Genomic DNA, 4,809 nt, shown 5'->3' with positions numbered 1-4,809 from the left:
ACGCTGGACCACCCGCGGGGCCGCCGGCCGGCGTCGTTCGCCTACGCGTTGCTGCCGAACGCGACCGGCGCCGCGGTGCGCCGCCACCACGGCGCGCACGTCCTCGCCAACACCACCCGCCTCCAGGCCGTACGCCACGACGGGCTCGGCCTGACCGCGGCGAACACCTTCACCGCGGGGACGCACCACACGGCGGGCCTCACCGTCGAGGGCGCGGCGTCGGTGCTGGTGCGGCGCCGCGAGGAGGTCACGGTCGCCGTCTCGGACCCGACGACCGAACGCGACACGGTGACCGTGGTGCTCCGCGGGCGGGGGCTGCGCAAGGTCCGCGGCGACGACGCGGTGCGGGTGCGCCGGGTGCCGGGCGGCACCCGGCTCGACGTGGACACGCACCACGCGTACGGGCGGAGCCTCGGCGTGACCTTGCGGTAGGTGGCGCCGCGCGCGGCCGCCGGACGGGAGGGCCGTCCCTACTCGTCGGCCTCCAGGTCGCCTTCCGTCTCCAGGTACACCTGGCGCAGGGCTTCCAGCGTCTGCGGGTCCGGCTTCTCCCACATGCCGCGGGACTCGGCCTCCAGGAGGCGTTCGGCGATGCCGTGCAGCGCCCAGGGGTTGGCCTCGGAGAGGAACTGCCGGTTCGTCTCGTCGAGGACGTACGTCTGCGTGAGCTTGTCGTACATCCAGTCGGCGATCACGCCGGTCGTGGCGTCGTAGCCGAAGAGGTAGTCGACCGTGGCGGCGAGTTCGAAGGCGCCCTTGTAGCCGTGGCGGCGCATCGCCTCGATCCACTTGGGGTTCACCACGCGGGCGCGGAAGACCCTCGACGTCTCTTCGACCAGCGTGCGCGTGCGGACCGTCTCCGGGCGGGTCGAGTCGCCGATGTACGCCTCCGGCGCCGAGCCGCGCAGCGCGCGGACCGTCGCCACCATGCCGCCGTGGTACTGGAAGTAGTCGTCCGAGTCGGCGATGTCGTGCTCGCGGGTGTCCGTGTTCTTGGCCGCCACCGCGATCCGCCTGTACGCCGTCTCCATCTCGCCGCGGGCCGCGCATCCGTCGAGGCCGCGCCCGTACGCGTAGCCGCCCCACACCGTGTAGACCTCGGCGAGGTCCGCGTCCGTGCGCCAGTCCTTGGAGTCGATCAGCTGGAGCAGGCCCGCGCCGTACGTGCCCGGGCGGGAGCCGAAGATGCGGGTGGTGGCGCGGCGCTCGTCGCCGTGGTCCGCGACGTCCGCCTGCACGTGGGCCCGTACGTGGTTGTGCTCCGCCGGTTCGTCGAGGGAGGCCGCGAGGCGCACCGCGTCGTCGAGCAGGCCGATCGTGTGCGGGAACGCGTCGCGGAAGAAGCCGGAGATGCGTAGCGTGACGTCGATGCGGGGGCGGTTCAGTTCGGCGTACGGGATCGGCTCCAGGCCCGTCACGCGGCGCGAGGCGTCGTCCCAGACCGGGCGGACGCCGAGCAGGGCCAGCGCCTCGGCGACGTCGTCGCCCGCGGTGCGCATGGCGCTCGTGCCCCACAGGGACAGGCCGACGGAGGTGGGGTACGCGCCGTCGTTGTCGGCCTTGTAGCGGTCGAGGAGGGACTCGGCGAGCGCCTGGCCGGTCTCCCAGGCGAGCCGGGACGGCACCGCCTTCGGGTCGACCGAGTAGAAGTTGCGGCCGGTCGGCAGGACGTTGACCAGGCCGCGCAGCGGGGAGCCGGAGGGGCCCGCGGGCACGAAGCGGCCCTCCAACGCCCGTACGGAATGGTCGAGTTCGGCCGTGGTGGCGTCCAGGCGCGGGACCACCTCGCGGGCCGCGAAGTCGAGGATCGCGCGGACCTGGTCCGAGACGTCGGTGGGCAGGGACGCCGGGTCCCAGTGCGCCGCCTCCATCGCCTCGACCAGTGCGCGGGCCGTCTCCTCCGCCTCGTCGGCCGCCGTGCGCGTCGCCTTCGACTCGTCCAGGCCGAGCGCCTCGCGCAGCCCGGGGAGCGCCTGCGTACCGCCCCAGATCTGGCGGGCGCGCAGGATCGCCAGGACGAGGTTGACGCGGTCGGCACCGGCCGGGGCCTGGCCGAGGACGTGCAGACCGTCGCGGATCTGGACGTCCTTGATCTCACAGAGCCAGCCGTCGAGATGCATGATGAACTCGTCGAAGCCCTCGTCCTCGGGGCGGTCCTCGACCCCCAGGTCGTGGTCGAGCTTCGCCGCCTGGATGAGGGTCCAGATCTGGGCGCGGATCGCCGGGAGCTTCGCCGGGTCCATGGCCGCGATCTGGGCGTGCTCGTCGAGGAGTTGCTCCAGGCGCGCGATGTCGCCGTAGGAGTCGGCGCGGGCCATCGGCGGCACCAGGTGGTCGATGAGCGTGGCGTGCACGCGGCGCTTGGCCTGGGTGCCCTCGCCCGGGTCGTTCACCAGGAACGGGTAGATCAGCGGCAGGTCGCCGAGGGCCGCGTCGGGGGCGCAGGCGGCGGACAGGCCCGCGTTCTTGCCCGGCAGCCACTCCAGGTTGCCGTGCTTGCCCAGGTGGATCATGGCGTCGGCGCCGAAGCCGCCGTCGTCCGCCGACGCGGCGATCCAGCGGTACGCCGCCAAGTAGTGGTGCGACGGCGGCAGATCGGGGTCGTGGTAGATCGCGATCGGGTTCTCGCCGAAGCCGCGCGGCGGCTGGATGAGGACGAGCAGGTTGCCGCGGCGCAGCGCCGCGAGCACGATGTCGCCCTCCGGGTTGCGGGAGCGGTCGAGGAACATCTCGCCGGGCGGCGGGCCCCAGTGCCGCTCGACCTGCTCGCGCAGTTCCTGCGGCAGGGTCACGTACCAGCGCTTGTAGTCGGCGGCCGGGATACGGACGGGGTTGCGCGCGAGCTGTTCCTCCGTCAGCCACTCCTGGTCGTGGCCGCCCGCGTCGATGAGCGCGCGGATCAGCTCGTCGCCGTCACCGGAGGCGAGGCCCGGGATCTCGGCCGCGTCGCCGAAGTCGTAGCCCTCGTCGAGGAACCGCCGCAGCAGGACGATCGCGGAGGCGGGGGTGTCCAGGCCGACCGCGTTGCCGATGCGGGAGTGCTTGGTGGGGTACGCGGACAGCACGAGGGCCAGCTTCTTGTCCGCGGCCGGTATGTGCCGCAGGCGGGCGTGGCGCTCGGCGATCCCGGCGACGCGGGCGGCGCGCTCGGGGTCCGCCACGTACGCGGGCAGCCCGTCCTCGTCGATCTCCTTGAAGGAGAAGGGGACCGTGATGAGGCGGCCGTCGAACTCCGGGACCGCGATCTGGCTCGCGGCGTCGAGCGGGGAGACGCCCTCGTCGTTGTCCGCCCAGTCCGCGCGGGAGGACGTCAGGCACAGCGCCTGCAGGATCGGCACGTCGAGGTGGGTGAGCGCGCCCGCGTCCCACGCCTCGTCGTCGCCGCCCGCCGAGGCCTGTGCCGGGCGCGTGCCGCCGGCCGCGAGGACCGTGGTGACGATCGCGTCCGCGGGGCGCAGCGCGTCGATCAGCTCCGGTTCGGGGGCGCGCAGCGAGGCGACGTAGAGCGGCAGGGGGCGGGCCCCGGCACGCTCGATCTCGTCGCACAGGGCGTGCACGAAGGCGGTGTTGCCGCTCATGTGGTGGGCGCGGTAGTAGAGCACGGCGACGGTCGGGCCTTCGTGGGCCGACGCCGCGCGCTCCAGGGCGCCCCAGGTCGGCGCGGGCGCCGGGAGATCGAAGCCGTGGCCGGTGAGCAGCACCGTGTCGGACAGGAACCGGGCGAGCTGGGCCAGGTTCGCCGGGCCGCCGTGCGCCAGGTACTTGTGTGCCTCGGCGGCGATGCCGACGGGCACCGTGGAGGCCGCCATCAGCTGGGCGTCGGGGGCCTGTTCACCGGTGAGGACGACCAGCGGGACGCCGGCCGCGCGCAGCCGGTCGATGCCCTCCTGCCAGGCGCGGACGCCGCCGAGGAGGCGTACGACGACGAGTGCGGTGCCCGCGAGCAGCTCGTCCAGGTCGTCGAGGGGCAGCCGGGAGGGGTTGGCGAAGCGGTAGGTGACCGGGGCGTCGGAGGTGGCGTTCGCCGCGCGGGCACTGAGCAGGTCGGTGTCCGAAGTGGACAGGAGGAGGAGCTGCTGAGGCATGCGTCGTCTGGCCTTCCTCGGGGTGTCCGCGCCCCGGGTGGTCGAGTGGACGGCAGGAGTTCCTGGCTCACCCCTGTTCCGGAGTTCAGGAACGGGGGCTCACAGTGGCGGGACCGCGCCGGATTCGCACCGGGCTTCCTCCCTTGTCGCCGTCTATGGCACCGCTCATCGTACGGGTCCGGGGCAAGGCCCGGCACGGGACGCCCGTCACAGGCCGATGGGTATGCTCCGTCGCATGCCCGCCTCCCCCCTGCCCCTCGGCCCCGGTGCGTCCGGTTCGTCCGGCGGTGACGCCTGCCCGGGGGCGCTGCGGCTGCACGCGGCGGACGACGGGTTCCTGGCGCGGGTGCGGATACCCGGCGGGGTGGTGTCGGTGACGCAGGCGCGGGCCCTCGCCGAGGTCGCCGGGCGGCTCGGCGACGGCATGCTGCACCTCACCTCGCGGGGGAACGTGCAGGTGCGCGGCCTGTCGGGGGAGTGCGGCGGGGAGTTGGCGGCGGTGCTCGGCGGGGCCGGCCTGCTGCCCTCGGCCGCGCACGAGCGGGTGCGCAACGTCGTGGCGTCGCCGATGTCGGGGCTCGACGGGCACGGTTACGTCGACGTGCGGGACTGGCTGACCGGGCTGGACGACGCCCTGTGTGCGAGTTCCGTCACTCCGGAGCTGTCCGGACGGTTCCTGTTCGCCCTGGACGACGGGCGGGGGGACGTGGCCACTTTGCGGCCT

2 protein-coding genes, 1 pseudogene and 1 riboswitch are annotated in these 4,809 nt (G+C 73.8%); of the genes and pseudogenes, 2 read left to right on the top strand and 1 reads right to left on the bottom strand.

All coding sequences use genetic code 11. The features are described 5' to 3' along the window. A partial coding sequence (locus tag G3I40_RS38240; protein ID WP_239092182.1) for a polysaccharide lyase beta-sandwich domain-containing protein occupies positions 1-432 on the top strand: 432 nt, incomplete at its 5' end. A gap of 38 nt (positions 433-470) precedes the next feature. Here the strand turns inward: G3I40_RS38240 and cobN are convergent. Beyond that, on the bottom strand, positions 471-4,085 hold the full coding sequence (cobN, locus tag G3I40_RS38235) for a cobaltochelatase subunit CobN (protein ID WP_164559422.1): 3,615 nt from the start codon (positions 4,083-4,085) through the stop codon (positions 471-473). 33 nt (positions 4,086-4,118) lie between these two features. Further along, positions 4,119-4,266, bottom strand: a riboswitch (cobalamin riboswitch). A 54-nt stretch (positions 4,267-4,320) separates the two neighbouring features. On the opposite strand from cobN, the pseudogene G3I40_RS38230 reads away from it, so the two are divergent. After that, positions 4,321-4,809 (top strand): annotated as a pseudogene (locus G3I40_RS38230) (cobalamin biosynthesis protein CobG); the annotation flags it as partial.

This window comes from Streptomyces sp. SID14478 (assembly GCF_010548525.1).
Classification (GTDB): Bacteria; Actinomycetota; Actinomycetes; order Streptomycetales; family Streptomycetaceae; genus Streptomyces.
Note: the sequence above shows the minus strand (reverse complement) of the source record. Positions and strands in the feature narration are given on the sequence as shown.